Consider the following 20,442-nt stretch of genomic DNA (forward strand, 5'->3'; position numbering starts at 1 on the left):
TTGTGGGCCTGGTGGTCGTAGGGACAGGGACTGGCGTCCTACCGCTTGACAAGTTCGAATCTGGGTAGCGTGACGGTGTCGGTGACGGGATCGAAGACGACGCGGACGCGATCACCCACCGACACCTGCTCGTTTGGGGTGCCGACGATGTTCGAGAACATGCGCGGCCCCTCGTCGAGCTGGATCAGCGCGACGTTGTAAGGGACATCGTCGACGAAGGCCTTGTTGTAAACCTGGTGGAAAACGACGTAGGAGAAGACCTCGCCGTCCCCGGAAAGGGGTTGCCAGGTGTGGGCTCGGCTGAGGCACTCCGGGCAGATATCGTTGATGGGGAAGCGAAGGTGGCCACAGTCGGTGCAGCGCTGCAGTTCGAGGCGTCCCTCGCGGGTGGCTTCCCAGAACCGGCGGTTCACCTCACCGATCTCGGGCAGTGGTTTCACATAGTCGGTCATCAGCGGTCTCCTCGGGTGAGCACCAACGCGTTGGAACAGTTCAAGGTCATGCCGCGCCCGGTCACCAGGCACACCTCGGCGTCGGCGACCTGGCGTTCACCGCACTGGCCGCGGATCTGTCGTACCCCTTCGACGACGTGCAGCCAACCCTCCATATAGGACTCTGAAAGGTTGCCGCCTGCGGTGTTCACCGGGAGCTCGCCGCCGAGCTGGATGCGACCTCCCTCCACGAACGGACCGCTCTCGCCTGGTTTGCAGAAGCCGGCGTGCTCCAGCCAGAGCAGGACCGAAATGCTGAAGTTGTCGTAGAGCTGAGCCACCTGGACGTCCTCCGGCCCCAGGCCCGCCATCGCCCAGGCCCGGTCGAGAGCGTCCTTCTGATGGGGCACGTACCACCAGTCCTCACGTTCGAGGTTGCGAGTCGTGTAGGCCTGCCCCATGCCCGCGATCAGCACCGGAGGCTGCTTCGCGTCGCGGGCCCGCTCCGCCGACGACACGATGACGCACACTCCGCCGTCCGTGATCAAACAGCAGTCCAGCAGGCGCAGCGGCTCGACGATCGGGCGGGAGTTCTGGTGGTCGTCGATGGTGATCGGCGTACGCATCACGGCTGCCGGGTTCAGCGAGGCGTGCCGCCGGCAGGCGACCGCGACTTCGGCGAGGTGTTCCGACTTCGTGCCATAGACCGCCATGTGCCGGCTGGCCGCGATCGCACTGTTCGCGGCGGCGCCGGCCATACCGTAGAGGCCCCAGCTGTCGCCCCAGCCGGAGGCCCGGGAAAAGCGGGAACCGCCGGTCTTGGCGGCATCGCCGAACACGCAGGCGACGTTCGTCGCCAGCCCGGTCGCCACCGCCATGGCCGCCAGTTGGACCAGCGCACCCGCGGTCCCCCCGCCCATGCTCATGCTGCCGGTGTAGGCGGGATCGATGCCCAGCGTCTCGCCGAGCCGCAGGTAGTTCAGCGCGCCCTCGGGGGCGGTCGTGCCCGGGAAGGTGAGCAGACCGTCGATGTCGTTCTTGTCGAGCCCCGAGTCGGCGAGCGCTGCGACGAACGCATCGACCGCGAGGGACTCGGCCGTTGAGCCCGGAAGCTTGCCCTGCGGGCTCGCCCCGACCCCGACGATCGCGGCGGCGTTCCGCAAAAACGGCGCTGTCATGGGAAGTTCTCCTATCGTCCTGTGTAACGGGGGGTCCGCTTCTCGGCGAATGCCTGCCGGCCCTCGATGCGGTCCGCGGTGTCGCGAAGCAGTCCCCAGACGTAGTTCTCGGTCTCGATGGCCTGCTCCAGCGGCAGGTCCGCGCCTCGCTCGACGAGCCGCTTCACGGCCCGCACCGCAAGCGGCGCGTTCCAGGCGATCCGCTCCGCGATCTCGTGGGCTCGGGGCAACAACCGTTCTGGTTCAACGACTTCGCTGACCAGCCCACTGTGCAGTGCCTGCTGCGCGTCGATCCGGTCGCCGGTGAGTAGCATCTGCATCGCCAGCGCACGGCCGACCAGTCGGGGGAGGCGCTGCGTGCCGCCGCCACCCGGAATGCTCCCGACCCGCACCTCCGACATGCCGAACTGCGCGTTCACCGACGCGATGCGCAGGTCGCAGGCCAGTGCCAGTTCCAGACCACCGCCCATCGCGTACCCGTTGACCGCCGCCAGCAGCGGCTTGTCCGTCTGCATCCCGGCGAGTAGATGCGCCGACTCGACGCGACCGAACGTCAACTCGGCGTAGGACTCCTCGGGAGGCATCGTGCGTTTCAGATCGGAGCCGGTCGAGAACGCGCGCTCCCCAGCACCGGTGAGGATGACGACCCTGACCTCGTCCCGCTCGTCCACCTCCGCCCAGATGTCACGCAGCGCCTTGCGATGCTCGTGGTCGATGGCGTTCATCGCCTCCGGGCGGTTGACGACCACCTCGGCGACGTGGCCGGTGACCGTGAGATCGACACTCACGTGGTTTTCCTTTCCGGTCGTCGGGTCGGCCAGGCGGCCGCACCGAGACCTGTCGTCAGCGGTTCGAGATCGTCGAGCTTCCAGAGGGCTGCCAGCAGGTCCGCTGCATGCTGCTCCCCGACCACCGGCGTGGTGAGGCGGAGGAACTTCGCGCCAAGGCCCTCGTCGTCGATCGGGTTCGACGGCTCACCCAGCGGATAGCGGATCTCGCGCCGCAGCACGGCACCATTGCGCAAGGTGACGGCGACCCGGGCCGGGCGTGCTCGCGGGTAGGCCGAGTCCAGTTCCGCGTCGCAGGCGACCGAGACCAGAGCGGCCAGCCGCGCGACCTCCGGATCGGCTCGCGCCTCGGGTCCGAACGACGCGAGGCCCGGGACCCCGGACCGCAGCGTGGTGGCGACGGCGAACGGGATGCTCAGCTGTGCCTCCAGCAACGATGTGCAGTGCCGCCGACCGTGGCGCGAGGCGATGCCGAACGTCTCGACCGAGACGGCGACCACGTCCGCGGGCGGGATGCCCTGCCGTTCCTGCAATGCCAGTACCGCGTCGACCGGCCCGTGCAGGTGGCGGCAGCACGGATACGGCTTCACGTAGGTCCGCAGGCAGACCCACGTACTGCCCAGACCATCGAGCAGCGTCGACTCATCCCAGCTCCCGCGGGCGATCGAGGCGAAGTAGCCCTGCCTGCCCTCCAGCACTGTCTCGGGCCCGGTCACGCCGGCCAGCGCGAGCTGGGCCGATCCGAGCCCGTCACGGGCGGTCTTGCCGGCATGCAGTCGCTTCGTGTCGGACGCGGAAGTGTGGTATTCGCGCAGGCCACCGGCGTGCGAGCCGGCGATCCCGAGTGCATCGACCAGTTGCCGGCTGTCGGCGCCCAGCAGGCGTGCGGCACCCGCGGCCGCGCCGAAGACCCCCGCCACCGCGGTGTTGTGGAAACCGCCGCGGAGCGTGGCCGGATGGCCTGCGGCGGCGATACGCGCGGTGACCTCGACTCCCACCGCCACGGCGGCGACCAGCTCGTCCGGGTCGGCGCCGGCCAGTTCCGCGGCGGCGAGCACGGCGGGCAGCGTCACCGCGCCCGGGTGCACCGATCCCGGGGTGTACCCGTCGTCGAGCTCGAGGCCGTGGGCGGCGGTGCCGTTGGCGAACGCGGCGCCACCGGCCGCGAGCCGCGTCCCGCCGACGACCGTCGCCTGCTCACCGGGCGCGGCCTCCGCGAGATGGGCACGCACGCGCCGCGACAAAGCGGTGGTGGACCCGACGACGGCAGCCGCGGTGTAGTCCACCAGAATCCGGCGTGCCTGGTGCCGAAGTTCCTCAGACAGGTCACGGGGCCGGACCTGGGCGGCCCATTCCGCGACCGCCCAGGTCGCGCCGCTCACGACTCCAACCCCTTCAGCGCCGGCCGGACCGCCCCGCGCAAGAGCGCCGCGAGATCGCCGGTGGTGGCTGTCTTCTCACCGGTCAGGACGAGCTGTTCGAGGCGATCGATCCGTTCCTCGTCCACAATAGACCCCAACAGGCCACGGAACTTACGCACCACCTCGCCCTCGTCGAACCCGTGGTCCTGCGGCGGCTGCCCGGTCAACCGGGTGACCCGGCCGCCGGAGTGGCGCACCTCGATATGCGCGACGAACCGCCGGTCCCGCCCGAGGGCGTCGACCTCGGGCGAGTGGTGGACGTCGATCTTCGACATCAGTTCCCACACCTCGTCCCTGGCCAGTGACGGCGCATCGAACTGCGCGACGTAGGCGGCGCCGTCGAGCAGCGCGACGGCCGCGGCGAACCGCAGGTTCATCTGCGCACCGAGCGGCGTGCCGGGACGGTCCAGTAGCCACGCGGCGCGCTTGTGGACACTTTCACTGACACCGATCTCCACGCGTTCAACGGCATCGGCAGGCACACCCGACGCCCGGAGCCCCACGAGCGCATCGATCGTCGAGTGGAGCATGATCAGGCACGCATGGCGCTTGATCCCGATATCGAGCATGGTCCAGGTCTCACCGAGGCCGTGGGAAAGCCTGGACAGGTCTGCGCCGTCGGTCGCGCCGCCGTGCACAACCGAGGCGAGGCCCCCGTACTCGTGCTCGATGACGCGCTCGGTTCCGACGAACCCGTGGGCCGCGAGCGCGGCGCCATGCAGGCCCGACTGGGCCGCCATACCGTGGTGCATCCGCTTGACCATGGACTTGTACTGCGCCGACATCAGCCCGCTCGCCCGGGTGCCTGCGTTGCCCAGCGCGCTTTCGAACCCGTCGGCATCGAGCCCGAAGATGGTTCCCGCGGCGGCCGCCGCGGCGAAGGGTCCGAACACCGCTCCGGTATGCCAACCGCGCACGGTCACCTTCGCACCGCCCATGGCGATGCCGACTCGCGGACCGGTTTCATAGCCGAGTGCGAGCGCGCGCAGGAAGTCCGGGAAGGGGACGTGGCCCCGGACCTCGGCCGCCGCCAGTGCCGCGGTCGCGACGACCGAAGACGAGTGGAGCGCACCGTGCGGGTGGAAGTCATCGAGTTCGAAGCCCTGCACGAAGGTGCCGTTGAGCAACGCGGCCGCCAACGGGGAGACCTCGCGGTCCCAGCCCCACAGGGTCCCGCCGGTGCCGTTGTCCACCGCGGTGGTCCCGGCGACGGCCCGGTCCGCCCACGGGAGCCGGGCTCCGACCAGGCCGCAGGCGATTCCGTCCAGCAGCAGGTAACGCGCGCGCCGAACGACATCGCTCGGTAGCGTGCGCGATGAGCTCGCGGCGAGGAACCTGCAGAGCTCCGGCGTGGGCGATGCGCCGAGTTCCTTCGCCTCGACCGTGTGTGCCGGCGTCATCGGGGTCACCCGGCCGCCGCGGCACCGGCGCGGCCCCCGAACACGGCATTCCTGGTCATGCCGCTGCACGACGGGTAGTTGTGATAGAAGAGCCCGACGATGTCGCCGTTGGCGTACAGGCCTTTGATCGGGGTACCACTCGTAGAAAGGACCTGCGAGTCCCGGTTGACCTTGACCCCGCCGAAGCTGAAGGTGACACCACCGGTCACGCCGTAGGCCAGGAACGGCGGCTGGTTCAGCGGCCGCGCCCAGTTCGTCTTCCGGATCGCCAGGCCCTTGGTGCCCCGCTTGTCCTCCCGCGTCGGGTCGAACGGGACCGAGTCGTCGATGGCAGCGTTGTACTCGTCCACTGTGGTCTCCAAGGCGTCCGGGTCGATGCCGATCTTCACCGCGAGATCCCGGATTGAGCCGGCCTCGACCGGCACTGCCGAGCGGTAGGCCGTCGGGAAGAACTCCGGGCTCTGCTGGTCGTAGATCTGGTAGGCGATACCGCCTTGCTGGCGCGCCACCGCCCATCCCGTCTTGGCGTAGGTGTAGGTCCGGTGCCGCTCGCCCTCGTCGAAGAAGCGCTTCCCGTTGACATCGACCGAGATTCCGTGCGGGTAGGCGTAACGGTTGACGGTGTTGTCCATCTCGACCGCGGGCGCGTCCATGTCGACCGGGGTGGCGTGGGCCCCGCCCCAATGGCCGGAGGTGGCCGCTCCCAACGCCACGGCCATGTCGAGTACCTCACCTGTGTTGTGCCGGCTGCCCCGTACCTTCATCAGGTCCGAATTCGCCGGCAGGTACCGGGCACGCCGCTCGGCACTCGCCTGGAACCCACCGCTGGCGACGATCACCGCCTTGGCCTCGATCTCGTACCGGCCGTCCGGCCCGTCGACAACGACACCGTGGACCTGCCGGTGGTCGCCGAGGATTCCCGCGACGCGGGAGTTGGTCCGCAGCTCGACACCCAACTCGTTGCCGATCTTGATCCAATGCTCGACGAGGCCGAGACCGCCGCCCACCGGAGCGAGGACCGTGCCGGGGTTGTACTCCACGTAGCCGTCTTTTTCGACCCGGCCGTGGAAGAACTGCCAGCGGTGCCCCAGCTCGGTCATCCACGCGATGGCGTCGCGTGAGTCCTCGACGAGGACCCGCGCCAGCTCCTGGTCGATGCGGCCCTGTGTGACCTGGTTCAGGTCGCTGGTGAACTCCTCACTGGTGTAGGGCCTGATCCGCAACCGTCCTTTGTGCTCCTCGCGGAGCTCGTGGGTCAACAGGTCCAGAATCTCGTCCGTACCCTCGTGGACGAAGCGGTGGCCCATGATCGAGAAGCGGCAGTTACCGCCCACGTCGTCGCGGGCAGCCTTCTCCAGCACCACGACTCGCTCCGCGCCCGCGTGGCTGGCCGCCACCGCCGCCGCGTAACCTGCGCTGGCGGCGCCCACAACAAGGACGTCGACCTTCTCCGACATGCCATTCCTCCGTATTCCCTCATCCGCCACACCAGGCGGGCCGAGACGATGTGCTGCGTGTGGTCGTCGCGTGGTGTGCCCACGCGTCAGGTCAGGGCTCCCGAGTCGCGAAGCCGCTGTGTCTCCTCGGGCGTCAGGTGCAGGACCGATTCGCACACCTCCTGGGTGTGCTGCCCCAGGCACGGGGCGGGCCGGCTGAGCTCTCCGGGCGTCTTCGACAGCCGGAACGCGGGTGCACTGTAGACGGTCGAGCCCATTTCCGGATGCCTCAGCCGAATCCAGTGGTCCCGGTGCGCGAGCTGGGGATCGGCGAGCAGATCGCGGGCGTTGTTCACCTTCCCTGCCGCAACGCCGGCCGCACGGGCACGTTCGGCCAGTTGCTCGGCTTCCCAGTGGATCGTGCGGTCGCGGATCGCGGTGTCGAGGTCCTGCTCCGCTGCCTTGCGTCCGGTTTCATGCGTCCACTCCGGGCGCCGTTCGATCCCGAGGAGGTCCGCGAGCGCCTCCCATTGCCGGTCGTCGGTGACCGCGAGCGCGACCCACTCGTCGTCACCGGTGCAGGGATAAACGTTGTGCGGAGCGTGCCGCGCGTGGTGGTTGCCGTTCCGGACCGGGTCGATGCCGGTGGTCTCGGCCTGCAGCAGCGCGGTGCCGAGCAGCGCGATGGTCGGCTCGGTCTGGGCGAGGTCGATGTACTGCCCCTCCCCCGTCCTGCGGCGGTGCCGCAGCGCTGCGAGCACGGCGAACGCCGCGTGGCCTGGGTTGGGGATGTGATCGGGGTAGTTGGTGCCGGTTCCCACGGGCTCGTCGTCCGCGAGCCCGGTGAGGTGCTGCAGGCCGACGAGCGCGCCAATGGTCATCCCGTAGCCGAGCTCCGCACTGGATGGCCCCGTTGCTCCCTGCATCGACATGGCGAGGTAGACAATGTCCGGTTTGAACTGTCGTACATCGGCCCAGCCCAGCCCGAAGCGGTCCATCACACCGGGGGTGAAGTTGTTGACGACCACGTCGCTCGCCCGGATGAGCGACCGCGCGACCTCGCGGCCCTCTGCTGACTTCAGGTTGACGGTGATGCTGCGTTTGCTGGAGTTGCGATCGGCGAAGTAGCCACTGCGGTTGTGACCGGGCTCGCCACCACTGAACGGTGGGGCGAGCCGTAGACCGTCGACCTTGTGGCTGCTCTCGATCTTGATGACGTCGGCGCCGTGGTCGGCGAGCAGCTTCGTGGTGAAGGAGCCGGCGCCGACCCAGCTGAAGTCCGCGATCCGGATGCCGGACAAGGCATGCGTGTTCACCACACCACCTCCGCGTCGCGCAGCGCCCGCACCTGGCTCGGGCCGTAACCGGCCTGCCGCAGGACCTCGTCGGTGTGCTCGCCGAGGCCGGGCGCGCGCCTTGTGCACCGCCACGGCGTGACCGAGAGCTGATAGGGCGCACCCGGCATCCGCAGCGGCGCAGCAGAACCGAGGAACAGCGGCTGGAAATACTGGCGGTGCGCCAACTGTGGGCTACTCAGCACGTCGCTCGGCGCGTTCACCGGTGCCAACGGCACCCGAAACCGCTGCGCCTCGTCGTTCAGCTCCTGCTTGCCACGCTGTGCCGCGAAAGGCTCGAACACCTCGGCGAAAACCTGCCGCGCCTCGTCGGTGTCCGTGTACCCATGGCCGCTCCACTCTGGACCGGAAAGCCGCTCGGCATCCGCGCAACCCTCCTCGTGCAACCACTTCAGAAGGTTGGGCCAGAACCGGTTGCCGCCGATTCCCGCCGCCATCACCAGCACGAAGCCGTCCCGGCAGGGGAACACGCCCATGCCGGCCTGCTTCTGGGTGCCACCGGTGCGCCGCCTGATCCGGCCCTCCAGGTCGAAGAACTGCACCGCGTTCTCGGTGGCGAGGGCGACGCTCTCCTGGATCGACACGTCGACGTGCTGCCCTGTGCCCGTGGTCTCCGCATGTAGCGTCGCGATCATCCCGCCGACCGCGCCGAAAACGCTCGCGGCCGCGTACGCCTGCTCCTCGGGAGCGCACATGGGATCGCCCTGGACGTATCCCCCGAGGTACAGCAGCCCGCCGAGCGCCATGCACACCAGATCCGGCGCGTCGAGGTCCGCGAGCGGTCCGGTTTGACCGAAGGGCGTGATGCTCACCATGACCAGACGTGGATTCACCGCGGCGAGGTCGCGGTAGCCGATACCGGCGGCATCGAGTGTTCCCGGCATCGATGACTCGATGACGAGATCGGCGCGGGACGCGAGCTCGCGCAGCACCTCCCGCCCCTGCCGGGCTCCGATGTCGAGCCCGAGGCTTCGCTTGCTGTTGTTCCGCGCGATGAAGGACAGGCTTCCGTCCATTTGCGACACCCCGTTGGCGAAGGGCCCACGGTGACGCAGCGCGTTGCCACCGCGTGGTTCGACCAGGACGACGTCGGCGCCGAGCTCCGCGAAGAGCTTGCCGCAGTAGTTGCCGCGGGCGTCCGAAAGGTCGAGAACTGTCAGGCCGTCAAGCGCCCCGGCGTCGGTCGTCATGCTGGGAGGGCTTTCGATACCGCGCCGGCGCGGGCCGGCTCCAGTCGTGACATCACTGTCTCCTACTGCACGGATCGTGAACATTTGCTCGCTATGCGAGCAGTAAGGAGAGTATGGGGAGAGCCTTGCCCAGGTCAATACCTGCAAGTGAACCCGACGAAAACCCAGCTCTTATAAATCAACCCAATATATCTATCGCAGAATCGCCCATTGTCTTATGAATAGCCCAGACCTACGCTGCGATCACTTGTTCTCGTTCCGGCGCCGTGGCAGCGCTGGAACTCCTACTCGAAGGGTGAGCGCTGAATGGCCGAAACAGTGGCCGCTGAGTACGACGAGTACCTCGCCGCGGGCCGGATCTGGGGCCTCGTCGACCGCGAACGCATCAAAAAGATCAAGTTCCCGAGGGTGCCGCAGGAGATCGTCAAGCGCTACCTCGCGGTCACCGACCTCACCACGTCGGTCTCGGACGTGCTCGACTCCCTGGGGATCGCCGGTGCCGTCCCGGCCTCGTACCTGAGTCCACTCGCCCAGGGGCAGCGGGTCGTCGGCCCCGCGGTCACGATCCGGAACCTGGTGGAGCGCAAGACTCCCACACAGGGATACGTCGACAAGGACTTCATCCGCATGTCGACCCGCGACATCTACTACCTCGCCGAACCTGGCGACGTGCTCGTCACGGACACCGGCGGCGATCTGTCCATTTCGAACATGGGCGCGCAGTCCTGCACCGTCGCCAAGTCGCGCGGGCTCGCCGGCAGCATCGTCTACGGCGCGGTGCGCGATGCCGGGTCGATCCGCGAACTGGGATATCCGGTGTGGAGCAAAGGCATCACACCACTGACCGGGAAGTTCCGGATCGAGGCCATCGAGATGAACGGCCCTGTCACCCTGCACGATGTCCGGGTGGAGCCCGGTGATCTCATGGTCGCCGACGACTCCGGGGTATGCGTCGTGCCGTTCGAGCATGTGGAGCACGTCATCGACGAGATCGAGTCGATCGCGGCCGCTGAGGAGAAGATGGCGTCGCTGATTGTCGAGGGCGCGCCGATCTCCGAGCTGAAGCCGTTGTTCCGCAAGCGCTACAGCAGCTGACCCAGCGAAACCGCTCCTGACGGACAACGGAGTTCGAATGTCCCATACGTCCAGCAGGCGGCAGCTCCTACGCGTCGCTACGCGGATCGCTGCCGCCCTGCTCACCGTCCCGGCCGCGGCCTCGTGCGCGGTCGGGCCAGGCGGGTTGTCCGGTTCGGCACCCGCCGACCCGAGCCTGTACCCCGCCGGTTCGATCGAGGTCGTCGTGCCCTACGAGGCCGGCGGCGCGACCGACCAGATGATCCGGCTGCTCACCGAGCCGGTCGCGAAGAGGCTCGGCGCCGAGGCACTGGTGGTGCTCAACCAGCCTGGCGGCGCCGGGACCATCGGCACGACCCGCGTCGTCGCGGCGAGCCCGGACGGCTACACCCTTGGCTTCGTCGCAGGCGGCCCGCTGACCGTTCAACCGCACTACGGCAGGACGATCTACTCGCCCGAGGACCTCACGCCCGTCGCCAGGGTTGGCGTCGCACCGATCGTCCTCGCTGTGCCTGCGGACTCGGCGTGGCGCACCATCGACGACCTGATCGCGAGCGTGCGGGCCGAGCCCGGCTCCGTGCGGTACGCCTCGACCGGGGCGGGCAACCCCGCGAACCTCGCTATGGAACGGCTCGACGTCGCCGCGGGAATCGATACCACCCAGGTGCCCTTTGAAAGCAGCGCCGAATCGGTGACCGCCCTGCTCGGCGGCAACGTCGAGGCCGCCGCCGGGGTTCCGTCGGGCTTCGCCTCGTCGGTGCGCTCGGGCGATCTGCGGATACTGGCGAACCTCGGCAGCGTCAAGGGCGAGGGCTACGAGAACGTACCGACCCTGCGGGAGTCCGGGTACGACGTCGCCACGAACATCACGTCGGGGCTCATCGCGCCCAAGGGGCTTCCCGATACGTATCGCGACGAGATCGCGACGGCCGTGCGCGATGCGCTCAACGATCCGGTACTGCGCGAGAAGTTCATCACGACGGGTGCCGTGCCCAGCTTCGGTGGCCCCGAGGAGTACGCGGCGGACATCGCCCGCGAATACACGGAGGCGGGGGAGGCACTTCATGCCGCTGGACTTCTCTGAACAGACCGGGCAGGCAGCGCACAACCGGCCTGACACAGGGGACAACCCGCCGCCGGCTCAGCTGGGATCGTTCGCCTCGCTGGCAGTGCACGTGGGCGTGACACTCCTTGGCGTGGCGGGGCTCGTGCTGGCGATCAGCGTCGGTGTGGGCAGCCTCAACGAACCCGGCCCAGGGCTGTGGCCGCTGGTCGCGTCCTCACTCGCGACGGCAGCAGGCGTGGCGACGATCGTGCAGACACTGCTGGGCAAGCGGGTCGAGTCGTTGCGCGGCTCAGCAAGACCGGCACTGGGCGTAGCACTGACCGTCCTTTTCGTCCTGTTGCTCAGCTTCGTCAGCGTGATCGTGGCGCTACTTGTGGTGTTTGTGCTGTGGACCCGGCTACTCGGCGGCATGGCATGGCGTCCGGTGCTGTGCTGGTCGCTACTCGGCACCGCTCTGCTGTATGTCCTCTTCGGCGTCTTGCTGGCGACGCCGTTTCCCGCTCCGCTGACCGTGATCCCATGAAGGAGGCGATCTCGTGACTGACGCGATCCTGCACGGCTTCGCCGTCGCGGTCGAACCCGCCAACCTCCTCGCCGTCCTCGTCGGCTGTGTACTCGGCATCGTCGTCGGCGTACTGCCCGGGCTCGGACCGATCACCACCATCTCGATCCTGATCCCGTTCACCTACGCCATGTCGCCTGCCACGGCGATCATCCTGCTGGCCGGTGTCTACGCGGGAGTGATGTACGGCGGCACTGTCACCTCCGTCCTGTTGCGCCTGCCCGGCGAGGCGGCCTCCGTCGTCACGGCCATCGACGGCTACGAGATGGCGAAGCGAGGCCGGGCGGGGCCCGCGCTCGGAATCTCCGCGATCGGTTCCTTCGTGGGCGCGAGTGTGGCACTGATCGGTCTCACGTTCTTCGCGCCAGGACTCGCGGATCTGGCGCTGCACCTTGGTCCGCCGGAATATGCGGCACTCGCGGTGCTGGGCCTGCTGCTGATCGCCTACCTCGGCAGCGGGTCGTTCGCCAAGGCCATGGTCGCGGCGGGCGCCGGGCTGTTCCTCGCCACGGTCGGGCTCGACCCGGTCTCCGGGGCCGTACGGTTCGCGGGCGACTCACTGCAGCTGGTCGAGGGCTTCGACGTCGTCGCGATCGTGCTGGGTCTGTTCGGCATCGGGGAGGTGCTCTACAACCTCCGGCCCGGCCAGGCGCAGGGCACCCTGATGACGAACAAGATCGGCCGTGTCATGCCTTCCGCACAGGACCTTCGGCTCAGTCGAGGGCCGATCGGCCGTGGCTCCTTGCTCGGCACCCTCGTCGGGCTGATCCCTGGCGGTGGCGGGCTAGTGTCCTCGCTCGTCAGCTACGGCGTCGAACGCCGCGTCGCGAAGAACCCCCAGGAGTTCGGCAACGGCGCGATCCAGGGCGTCGCGGGGCCGGAAACGGCGAACAACGCGTCGTCGACTTCGGCGTTCGTTCCCCTGCTCAGCCTGGGCATACCGTTCAACGTCACCGTGTCACTACTGTTCAGCGTCCTGCTGGTGCACGGCATCACGCCCGGGCCTCAGCTGGTCGACGAGCATCCGGACGTGTTCTGGGGCGTCATCGCGTCGATGTACATCGGCAACGTTGTGCTGTTGATCCTCAGCCTGCCGCTCGTGGGTGTGTTCGTGCAGATCCTGCGGCTGAAGTTCAGCGTGCTCGCACCGCTCATCATCACCGTGAGCCTGCTCGGGCTCTACACCGTCGACAACAACACGTGGAACGTGTGGGTGGCGATCACGTTCGGCGTCGTCGGGTACCTGATGCGACTGTGGGGCTTCCCGCTCGGCCCGCTGGTGCTCGCCTTCATCCTCGGCGAGATTCTGGAGACCTCGCTCAGGCAGTCGCTCATCCTCTCCGACGGCGGGTTCGGGATCTTCTTCAGCAGGCCGGTCTCGCTGGTGATCCTGGTGATCGGGTTCGCCCTGGTCATCCACTCGGTGATCGGCTGGTTTCGGAAGAAGGTTTCCTGACCAGCGCTCAGCGGCCCGGCTCCTCGACAAGGAGCCGGGCCGCCTCCGTGCGCGCGGCGTGAAGCAGGGCCGTGACGGCAGCCGACGGCGAGTCGGGTGCGTAGACGAGCACCAGCGGCAGCGCGAACTCCTGATGCAGTGGCAGGAAGGCGAGGTCGTCCCGGTCCCGGTCCACGAAAAGCAGTGGCAGCACCGAAACCCCGGCTCCGGCGGCGACCAGAGCGAGCTGCGCCCACATGTCGTCGGCCTCGATGATCCGGCGCGGTGAGCAGCCGGCCTCGGACAACAGGCGGATCAGCTCGTCGTAGAACGCCGGATTGCGCTCTCTCGGCGCCATCACGAAGTCCTCACCATCGAGGTCGGCGATCACCGAGACACCCGTTGCGGCGAGCGGATGTTCGCGCGGTACGGCCGCGAACAGCGGTTCATGCATCAGCGGCTCCACCGCGAGGCCCGCAGGCGCGTCGTGGCTGCGCAGGATCCCCGCGTCCAACTGGCCGTCGACCAGGTGCCGCAGCTGCGTGTGGCTGCTCGACGGGTGCAGGCTCACCCGGACGTCGGGCACGTCCTCGCGCACGGCACGCAGAATGCGCGGCATCAAGCGCCGCATCGCCGGGTTCACCGAGCCGACACGGATACCCGCGGTACGGCCCGCTGCGGCGTCCCTGGTCATCTCCTCGAGCCGCACCAGATCGGCAAGCACCTGCCGCGCTCCCTCGACCAGGGTCTCCCCCGCGCGGGTAAGCCGGCTCCGCCGGGTGGTGCGCTCGATCAGCCGACCACCGACCCGCTTCTCCAGCCGCTGCACCGTCTGGCTGAGCGTCGGCTGCGAGATGTTCAGGCGGTCCGCGGCCCGGCTGAAGCTCAGCTCGTCGGCGAGGACGACCAGATACTGCAAGTCCCGGATGCTCATCATGCAGCGAGTCTGCCGCATCCTCGGCCGCAAACGGCTTTGGACTGCGTTGACTCATTGCTCACCAGTGATTTTACCCAGTTCGTCACATTCCGTGTTGATCCGGAAATCAACAGTGCGCATTCAATTCATCACTCCACAGAATTCTGTCGCCAATGATGATCTGTGTTCCTCAACACCTTGACGTGATTTGATCGTGTCCATTTCGTAATGTCCTCGTCGGTGCGCGTTAACGGATCTTGTCTACAACGGACCGTTTGCGTGACACCCCGCCGGTTCAGGCCCCCGACAGAGCCGGCGGTTTGTCCATAAGAAGGAGACCACCCCCATGGGATGGCACGAGAAAAAAGATCAAGCAAGAAAGATCATCCCCCGCCTGACCCCGACCCGAGCAATTGATCAGACAAAAAGGATGGCGCTTCATCTCGCGCCCAGTCGAATAGTCGATCAAACGAAAAAGATCGTTCCGCTGCTGACCCCGAGTAACTCAGCGGCACATGCGAAATTGATCAGCTCGCCGAGCGCCGTCGTGCGCACCTACCTCGCGATGGGCGTTCTCGTCGCGGCTGTGATCAGCATGATCGCGCCGAACACCGCCTCCAGCGCGGACACGCAGGCCGATGCGTCTGCGACCAACGGCTCCACCGTGCAGCTGGCCGACGAGACCAGCACTGACAGCGAGGCGCCTGACCCCGCACTGGAACCGGAGGCACCCGCTCCAGCCCCCGAGCCGGAAGCCGCTCCCCCGGCGGATGCTCCCAGCTCGGAACCGGCACCGGCACCTGAGCCGGCACCCGCGCCCGAGCCGACCCCGGAACCGGCCCCCGCACCGGAACCGGAGCCCGCGCCCGAGCCCGCTCCGGAACCCGCGCCCGCTCCGGCGCCGGAACCCGCACCGGCCGAGTACAGCCAGCCGACCGACCAGGTCGGCCAGTGGATCAGCTCGGCCATCGCCACCATGCAATCGGCGGGCGTACCAGTGTCCGAAAGCGACAGTGCGAACATCCGGACGATCATCGAGAAGGAGTCCGCAGGCGACCCCTCAGCCATCAACCTGTGGGACAGCAACGCAGCGGCTGGAACGCCGTCGAAGGGTCTGATGCAGACCATCGACCCGACGTTCAACGCCTACAAGTTGCCTGGACACGAGGACATCTACAACCCGGTCGACAACATCATCGCCGGCGTGCGGTACACGCTGTCCCGCTACGGCAGCTTCTCCGGACACCCCGGACTGGCGTCCATGGCGGGCGGTGGCGGTTACCAAGGTTACTGACACCAACCGCTCGTGGGTGTTGCGTCGCGTATCGCGCGGCGCAACACCCATTGGCACTGGCACGATCACTACACCTGTAGTAGCTTCATTGCATGCGGGTTCTGTTGGTATCGGCGCCACTGCTTGGCCACGTGTTCCCGATGATGCCGCTTGCCCTCGCGCTTCGCGCCGCGAAATGCGACGTGCTCGTCGCCACCGGCGGTGAAGCGCTTCGGGTGCGGGACACCGGGATCGCCGTGGCCGACGTCGCCGCCAAGGTCCGGCTGCGGCGATACGGGCTGCGACTGTTGTTGACTCATCCGCTGATGGCGAAAACGGAACTGGCCGGAGGCGCTGATCTCCGGTTCGTCTCCCGGCTCTTCGCCGCAGCGAACCGGCGAATGCTCGGCGCCGTTCTCGAACTCGCTGATCACTGGAAGCCGGACATCGTCGTGCACGAGCCGCTGGCCGCTGCCGGCGCGGTGGTGGCCGCGGCTCGTGGTGTACCCGCGATCGTGCACGACACGTCCCTTTTCGACGGCACAACACTCACCGCGGCGACCGCCGAGCAAATGGGCCATACATTGCCACCGGCCACCGTCGCGCTGCGCACAGCGCCCCCGAGCGTGGTCGATACCGGACCGGGCTGGCGACTGCGACCGGTGCCGTACAGCGGCGCGGGCCCGGTGCCCGACTGGCTTCGCCAGGAGCCAGTCCGGCCGCGAGTGCTCGTCAGCCGGAGTACGGTCGCCGGCCCCGGTGGCGGCAAGCTGATGGCCGCCGTGGTCACCGCGGCTGAACATGTCGACGCAGAGTTCGTGTTGGTACGCCCGCCCACATCGCTGACACAAAGAACATTGCCCACCAACGTTCGCCTTGTCGGCTGGGTACCCATCCCCGACGTCCTGCCGACCTGTGCTGCGTTGGTACACCACGGGGGCGCAGGCACTCTGCTGGCCGCACTCGCAGCAGGGGTGCCCCAGCTCATCGAACCGGGTCCCGGTGATCGCACTCAGCATGCACAATTAGTTGCCGCACGCGGGGCAGGACTTGCCTGCTCGGCCAAGGAGGTGACTGCCGAGATGCTCACATCGCTTGTCACCTCTCCGGAGCTTCGCTCGGCTGCGTCGCAGGTACGCTCCGAGATCGCGGAGCTGCCTGGGCCTGGGGTGGTTGCTGAGCGGATTACTTCTTCGTTTGTGGTTGCCTGAATTGTTGGGGTAGTTGGGTTTCAAGCACGCCTTCGGCGCGCCGTGTGAAACTGTCGCTCCAGGGGCTGGGTTGGTCTCACTGTCCACTAGCGACAGTTCCCCACGGTTCGGGTATCGTGGTCGGGTTCCTTGTAGTGGTCTACATGTTTCGGTATGATGGATCTCGTGGGGAATTCGTTGCAGGATCAAGAACTTTTGGCCCGGATTGAGGGGCTGAATCGGCTCAAGATGTGGGTTGATGCCTCGGTGCATCGGGCCGTGGACGCGCTCGTCGACTCTCGGGGACATGCTTCAGATGTGGCTGTCGAGTTGGCGTTGCTGTTGTCGGTTAGTGAGCAGCACGCTCGGCGGATGGTCGATCTGTCAACCGCCTTGGTCCATCGGCTGCCTCAGACTTTGGCTGCTATGGAGTCCGGTGTTCTCGATTCTTATCGTGCTTCGAAGGTTGCCAGCGCTACCGCTTGGCTCAATGACTCGCAGGCTCGGGAGGTCGACTCGACCATCGCCCCTCGCCTTGAGGGTAAGAATCCTCATAAGGTGCGCCGGGTTACTACCTATTGGGCTTTGAAGGCCGATCCGGAGGGGGCTGCCCGACGGGCTTCCGTTCGTCGGGCGGAGCGGTCGGTGCAGTTGCTGCCTGGCGAGGATGGGATGTCCACATTGCTCGCCGACCTCCCCGCCGAGGTCGCCTCCTCCGCCTATGCGCGGATTGATCGGATGGCCCGCACCTTGCGTGGCGGCAACGAATCCCGCACTCTCGACCAACTTCGGGCCGACGTGTTCGCCGAATTGCTGCTCGGCTCGAACACGACCGGTTCGGGGGCGAAGGCCGACGTGCACGTCTACGTCGACCTCGCCACCTTGGCTGGGTTGAACGACAATCCGGCTCAGTTGGCGGGGTACGGACCGATCGCGGCAGACGTGGCTAGGCAGATTGCCGAGGAACCGTCCTCGACGTGGCGGCGGATCGTCACCGATCCACTGACCGGGGTGCCCGTGGACGTGGGGCGACAACGGTATCGCCCGCCGGCGGTGACCGACGAGTTCGTGCGGGTACGGGATCGCGAATGCCGCTTCCCGTCATGCCACCGGCCAGCGCACTTCGGCGACAACGATCACCACATTCCCTGGAACCGCCAGGGACCCACGAATCAGGCCAACCTGGTCAACTTGTGTCGACGGCACCACCGCCTCAAGGACCGTCCAGGGTGGACTTACCGGTTACACCCGCACACGGGCGCCGTCACCGTCACCTCACCGTCGGGCGCTACCTACACCAGCAAACCCGAACCACTTCACGACCCACCGCCGTTCTGATGTGGACGATTTGCTACGCCAGCGACTTCGCCAGGCACAGGCTCAGCGGCGAGCCGACGTACTCGCCGTACGGCTCGATATCGCTGAACCCGGCGCTGCGGTACAGGCCGATCGCAGCGGCGTGCCGGGTGCCGGTCTCCAAGACCAGGCGGCGGGCGCCCAGGGCCCGGGCGCGCTCCTCCAGCGCGCCCAGCAGGCCACGGCTCACCTTGCGGCCGCGAGCCGCCGGCCGGACGTACATGCGCTTGACTTCCGCGACACCCGGCTCGATGCTCCGCACCGCGCCGCACCCGAGGGGCAAACCCGTCAGGTAGTCGGTCGCGACCAGGAACGCACCCCGGCCGGGCCCGACCTCGTCGGGGTCCAGCCGGAAATGGTTCGCGCCCTCCTCCGGATACATCGCGGCGAGCTCGGTGTTCAGCTCGTCAATGAGGGCGCGCGCCACCGGACCCGTCAACGAGGCCGAGACAACACGGAAGCCAAGCACACGTCCTCCGGCTCAAGGCTTGCGGCCGACCGCGGCGAAAGCGCTGCTCGCGGGCGGGTTGTCCAGGAACTCCGCGGTCGCGGGCGATTCGCGCTCGTCGGTCCGCCACTGCGGAATCCACACCACGCCAGGGTCGACGAGCTCGTAGCCGTCGAAGAAGCGGGTGAACTCCTCGCGCGTCCGGATGAACAGCGGCGCGCTGGACTGGTTGTACTGCTTGCGCACCTCCTCGCGCTTGTCCTCGCCGTCGGCGGGGCCGCCGTCGAAGGTCAAATGCGAGGCAAGGAAATAGGAACCAGCGGGCAACAACTCGCGGTAACGGGCGACGATCCCGTGCGGGTCATCGTCCGGCCCGAAGAAGTACAGCACGCCACACACGATCAGGCCGATCGGCTGGGTCGGGTTGAGCACGCCAGTGTCCATCGCCCGTTCCCAGATCTCCTCGACATTGCGGAGATCGCCATGCAGCACCGCATGCCGGGTCAGGTCGCCCTGGCGCTCCAGCAGCACGCGGGAATGCGCCACCGCGACGGGCTCGTTGTCGACATAGACACACCGGCTGTCGGGGTTCACCGAGTCGGCGATCTCGTGCACGTTGCCGACCGTCGGCACGCCGGAGCCGAGGTCGAGGAACTGGGTGACGCCCTGACGCGCCAGGTACTGCACGCCACGGCCGAGGAACTCCCTGCCGACCCTCGCGATCGTCTTGACCATGGGGAACGTCTCGATGGCCTTGGCGCCGAACTCGCGGTCGATGGCCCAGTTACTCGACCCGCCGAGGAACCAGTCGTAGATCCGCGCCGGGTTGGGGCGGTCGAGGTCGACACCTTCGGGAACGTACTGCGGCTCCTGGGACATGCGCTCTCCTCATGCGTGCGACGACCCCCTCCGCCGTCACCCTATCGTCGATCAAGGCCGGCGCTACACCCACTGCGAGTAACGCTATGACGGGCCGAGCAGGCGACGACGCTCGGCGAGCACACCGGCCTGGAACCGGGTACGCGCGCCCAGCTCGTCGAGCAGTTCGGCGAGCCTGCGCGTGATCGTGCGGGAGCTGACGCCCAACTGCCGCGCGATCGCCTCGTCCTTGACCCCGGCAGCGAGTAGGGACAGCAGCTCCGGCTCGGCCACCTCCCGGTGCGACACGTCGGGCTGGACCAGCAGCGGCGAGGACTGCTCCCACAGCAGCTCGAACAGCGCAACGAGGGCGTCGAGCAGTGCACACGGCCGGATGACCAGTGCGCTGGCCACCATGTCCTCGAGCACGAGCGGCAGCAGGGCCGCCGACCGGTCCGCGATCGCGAGCTTCATCGGCACCCGCGGATGCACCCGCGACTGCTCACCGTGCTCGGCGGCTCGGCGTGCCGCCTTCAGCGCCCCCGGATACTCCAGCGACTCGGGTGCATAGATGCCGCGGACCTCCAGATGTTCCCGCAGCCGAGCGGTCACTCCCGCCTCGGCCTGCGGCACGTTCGCGGCGTAGGGCGGCCGGTCGAAGACCATCAGTTCCCGCTCGCAGCCCCGCACGAGCTGACCGAACCGGTCGGCGACCGCCTGCTGCCCGACCAGGATCTCGAAGATCTCGTCGGGTTGCCGTTCCGCCTTCAGCGTCGCCGCCAGCGCCCGCGCGTTGCGCTGCACCTCCGTCAGCTCGGCTTGCCGCCGCGCGACGAGCAGATCGATCGCCGTGTCCGGACGCGCCGCCAGCAACCGGACCGGCCTGCCGGGCAACCGGCTCACCAGGCCGAGCTCCTCCAGTTCGGACACTGCACGACGGACAGCGCGCGGTGACCGCTCCAGCTCGCCGGACAGCTCGGCCATCGTGCGGCCGGGCCCCGACAGCAACGCCCGGTAGACCGTCTCGCCGAACGCCGTGATTCCCAGTGCCTCGAGCATCCCTCC

The 20,442-nt window shown here is 67.8% G+C and carries 19 protein-coding genes; 7 read left to right on the plus strand and 12 right to left on the minus strand.

Translation table 11 applies throughout. The features are described from left to right. Positions 1–38 precede the first annotated feature (38 nt). The 8 genes from ABZ863_RS05255 to ABZ863_RS05290 all read right to left on the minus strand — a co-directional run bounded on the left by ABZ863_RS05255 (position 39) and on the right by ABZ863_RS05290 (position 9,199). A complete protein-coding gene (locus ABZ863_RS05255) occupies positions 39–452 on the minus strand; it encodes a Zn-ribbon domain-containing OB-fold protein (protein WP_358531329.1) in 414 nt (137 codons plus the stop codon). After that, positions 452–1,609: a thiolase family protein gene (locus ABZ863_RS05260; RefSeq protein ID WP_358531331.1), complete on the minus strand. Its 1,158-nt coding sequence runs from the start codon at positions 1,607–1,609 to the stop codon at positions 452–454. Before ABZ863_RS05260 ends, ABZ863_RS05255 begins: the two co-directional genes overlap by 1 nt. Before the next feature lie 11 nt (positions 1,610–1,620). After that, positions 1,621–2,397 carry an enoyl-CoA hydratase-related protein gene (locus ABZ863_RS05265; RefSeq protein ID WP_358531332.1) on the minus strand — a complete coding sequence of 259 codons (777 nt, stop codon included), beginning with the start codon at positions 2,395–2,397 and terminating at the stop codon, positions 1,621–1,623. Further along, complete coding sequence (locus tag ABZ863_RS05270) at positions 2,394–3,779, minus strand: MmgE/PrpD family protein (RefSeq protein WP_358531334.1); 1,386 nt, start codon at positions 3,777–3,779, stop codon at positions 2,394–2,396. Before ABZ863_RS05270 ends, ABZ863_RS05265 begins: the two co-directional genes overlap by 4 nt. Continuing rightward, positions 3,776–5,218: an MmgE/PrpD family protein gene (locus tag ABZ863_RS05275; RefSeq protein ID WP_358531336.1), complete on the minus strand. Its 1,443-nt coding sequence runs from the start codon at positions 5,216–5,218 to the stop codon at positions 3,776–3,778. Before ABZ863_RS05275 ends, ABZ863_RS05270 begins: the two co-directional genes overlap by 4 nt. Positions 5,219–5,223: 5 nt before the next feature. Beyond that, positions 5,224–6,675 carry an FAD-dependent tricarballylate dehydrogenase TcuA gene (tcuA, locus tag ABZ863_RS05280; RefSeq protein ID WP_358531338.1) on the minus strand — a complete coding sequence of 484 codons (1,452 nt, stop codon included), beginning with the start codon at positions 6,673–6,675 and terminating at the stop codon, positions 5,224–5,226. Between the two features lie 86 nt (positions 6,676–6,761). Then, positions 6,762–7,970, minus strand: coding sequence for a CoA transferase (locus ABZ863_RS05285; protein ID WP_358531340.1), 1,209 nt, complete (start codon positions 7,968–7,970; stop codon positions 6,762–6,764). Continuing rightward, positions 7,967–9,199, minus strand: a complete 1,233-nt coding sequence (locus ABZ863_RS05290) for a CaiB/BaiF CoA-transferase family protein (RefSeq protein ID WP_358531341.1) — start codon at positions 9,197–9,199, stop codon at positions 7,967–7,969. The genes ABZ863_RS05285 and ABZ863_RS05290 overlap by 4 nt, the downstream gene beginning before the upstream one ends. Before the next feature lie 306 nt (positions 9,200–9,505). On the opposite strand from ABZ863_RS05290, the gene ABZ863_RS05295 reads away from it, so the two are divergent. From ABZ863_RS05295 to ABZ863_RS05310, 4 genes are read left to right on the plus strand one after another with little or no spacing between them, the layout of a single operon-like run. After that, on the plus strand, positions 9,506–10,294 hold the full coding sequence (locus tag ABZ863_RS05295) for an RraA family protein (protein WP_358531342.1): 789 nt from the start codon (positions 9,506–9,508) through the stop codon (positions 10,292–10,294). Between the two features lie 37 nt (positions 10,295–10,331). After that, positions 10,332–11,357, plus strand: a complete 1,026-nt coding sequence (locus ABZ863_RS05300) for a tripartite tricarboxylate transporter substrate binding protein (RefSeq protein ID WP_358531344.1) — start codon at positions 10,332–10,334, stop codon at positions 11,355–11,357. Further along, on the plus strand, positions 11,338–11,862 hold the full coding sequence (locus ABZ863_RS05305) for a tripartite tricarboxylate transporter TctB family protein (protein WP_358531346.1): 525 nt from the start codon (positions 11,338–11,340) through the stop codon (positions 11,860–11,862). The genes ABZ863_RS05300 and ABZ863_RS05305 overlap by 20 nt, the downstream gene beginning before the upstream one ends. A 13-nt stretch (positions 11,863–11,875) precedes the next feature. Then, complete coding sequence (locus tag ABZ863_RS05310) at positions 11,876–13,357, plus strand: tripartite tricarboxylate transporter permease (protein WP_358531348.1); 1,482 nt, start codon at positions 11,876–11,878, stop codon at positions 13,355–13,357. Between the two features lie 7 nt (positions 13,358–13,364). Here the strand turns inward: ABZ863_RS05310 and ABZ863_RS05315 are convergent, their stop codons facing one another. Next, positions 13,365–14,273, minus strand: coding sequence for a LysR family transcriptional regulator (locus ABZ863_RS05315; RefSeq protein ID WP_358531350.1), 909 nt, complete (start codon positions 14,271–14,273; stop codon positions 13,365–13,367). A 502-nt stretch (positions 14,274–14,775) separates the two neighbouring features. On the opposite strand from ABZ863_RS05315, the gene ABZ863_RS05320 reads away from it, so the two are divergent. The 3 genes from ABZ863_RS05320 (at position 14,776) to ABZ863_RS05330 (ending at position 18,053) form a co-directional block, all read left to right on the plus strand. Continuing rightward, the gene (locus tag ABZ863_RS05320; RefSeq protein WP_358531352.1) at positions 14,776–15,546 is read left to right on the plus strand and encodes a transglycosylase SLT domain-containing protein; all 771 of its coding nucleotides are present in this window, start codon (positions 14,776–14,778) and stop codon (positions 15,544–15,546) included. Between the two features lie 92 nt (positions 15,547–15,638). Continuing rightward, the gene (locus ABZ863_RS05325; RefSeq protein ID WP_358531354.1) at positions 15,639–16,736 is read left to right on the plus strand and encodes a nucleotide disphospho-sugar-binding domain-containing protein; all 1,098 of its coding nucleotides are present in this window, start codon (positions 15,639–15,641) and stop codon (positions 16,734–16,736) included. Between the two features lie 153 nt (positions 16,737–16,889). Beyond that, positions 16,890–18,053, plus strand: coding sequence for a DUF222 domain-containing protein (locus tag ABZ863_RS05330; RefSeq protein WP_358531356.1), 1,164 nt, complete (start codon positions 16,890–16,892; stop codon positions 18,051–18,053). Between the two features lie 13 nt (positions 18,054–18,066). Here ABZ863_RS05330 and ABZ863_RS05335 read toward each other — a convergent pair whose 3' ends face one another. From ABZ863_RS05335 to ABZ863_RS05345, 3 genes are all read right to left on the minus strand, one after another. Continuing rightward, entirely contained in the window at positions 18,067–18,510 is a 444-nt protein-coding gene (locus tag ABZ863_RS05335) for a GNAT family N-acetyltransferase (protein ID WP_358531358.1), read from the minus strand. A gap of 42 nt (positions 18,511–18,552) precedes the next feature. Then, entirely contained in the window at positions 18,553–19,398 is an 846-nt protein-coding gene (locus tag ABZ863_RS05340) for an SAM-dependent methyltransferase (RefSeq protein ID WP_358531360.1), read from the minus strand. 84 nt (positions 19,399–19,482) lie between these two features. Then, entirely contained in the window at positions 19,483–20,436 is a 954-nt protein-coding gene (locus ABZ863_RS05345) for a helix-turn-helix domain-containing protein (RefSeq protein WP_358531362.1), read from the minus strand. Positions 20,437–20,442: the final 6 nt, after the last annotated feature.

Source organism: Saccharomonospora sp. NPDC046836 (assembly GCF_040645195.1).
In the GTDB taxonomy this organism is placed as follows: Bacteria; Actinomycetota; Actinomycetes; order Mycobacteriales; family Pseudonocardiaceae; genus Prauserella_A.